At 45.2% G+C, this 1,109-nt stretch carries 2 protein-coding genes and 1 pseudogene; 2 read left to right on the top strand and 1 reads right to left on the bottom strand.

The genetic code is table 11. The annotated features are described in order from the left end of the window. Positions 1–529: hypothetical protein (locus ACJHYR_RS27805; protein WP_410233217.1), on the top strand; the 529-nt coding region annotated here is incomplete at its 5' end. 9 nt (positions 530–538) lie between these two features. On the opposite strand, the gene ACJHYR_RS27800 is transcribed toward ACJHYR_RS27805, so the two are convergent. Continuing rightward, entirely contained in the window at positions 539–853 is a 315-nt protein-coding gene (locus tag ACJHYR_RS27800; RefSeq protein WP_000551290.1) for a hypothetical protein, read from the bottom strand. Positions 854–981: 128 nt separating this feature from the next. Between ACJHYR_RS27800 and ACJHYR_RS27795 the strand changes: the two are divergent. Then, positions 982–1,109 (top strand): annotated as a pseudogene (locus tag ACJHYR_RS27795) (lysozyme); the annotation flags it as partial.

The following is a 1,109-nucleotide window of genomic DNA, read 5'->3' as shown; positions in this document are numbered from 1 at the left end:
GATAACCTACAAAGGAAAGCTACCGGGAAGAATTACTGGTTCTCTGAAGATGCCGCCGTCAACACTGCGGTCAGAAAAAGAGGCGTCTTGTCTGCAGTCTGAGTACTCCATTACGGTTAAAAGTGCCGGAGAGGAAGGAAATAAACGTTATTTTATTGCGTCTGCACCTGATAAAGATCAGGAATGGGAGTGTAACCGGCCATCCTTTGTTGTATACGGAGATGGCGGGAAAATAACCATCTCAGAAAATGGGAAATTAACACCGCCATCGCACCAGCATAGTGAGGCGCTCATTGAATTTGCCATTGATTACCTGAAGAACAATAAAAAGCAGGGGCTGATGAAGCGCATTGGTCGTTGCATGGGATATCTGCAGGTAGCAGCTGAGATTGAAATGATGGCCAGTGGTGCTGACAATGATGCAGTTGTGCTGGAGGCTCTTCTGCGTGATTTTGATAATACGCCCTTTAAGAAAGCACCTGTTGACTGGATGCAGCCGGGGATGACTTATCTGAAAGGGCGTATATAAGGTGGCTCGTTATCTGTTGCTGGATAATCGACTGAAGATGCGTTCTTTTTGTGTTTTTGCGTAATGATTGTCCCACTCACAATCAAGGTAGCTTAATTCTTCATTCAACCAGTTATTTATATTGGTCTTAATACGCATAAGCATGGGCTGTGTTAATGCTCTGGCGATAATGCCGAGAGTCACAGGTGTGAGATGTCCATACGGCTCAGCCTGAATGGATTTTACTGCATCGTGTTCTTGTGGGAGGAGTAAGAGGCACTCTGATTTTACCCGCTCATTTATGGCTTGCAGGCATAAATCATAATTATGTTGATCGTTATGCATGGTTAATCCTCTACTGAAATTGTCAGATATATTTCAGCCATCAGGAAAAACGCCAGTGTCCTACCGCTGGCGGGCTGAAGATTTAACATATCCAGGGATTCGGAACCGATAAATCCTGATAAATATCCATGAACACCAAAATCAAATATGGCCTGTCGGCTGCCGTTCTGGCGTTGATTGCCATCGGTGCGCCTGCGCCTGATATTCTCGACCAGTTTCTGGATGAAAAAGAAGGTAACCACACAACGGCATACCG

The sequence above is a fragment of the Escherichia sp. WS1450 genome, from assembly GCF_046487395.1.
Classification (GTDB): Bacteria; Pseudomonadota; Gammaproteobacteria; order Enterobacterales; family Enterobacteriaceae; genus Escherichia; species Escherichia coli.
This window is presented reverse-complemented; position numbering and strand designations above follow the sequence as displayed.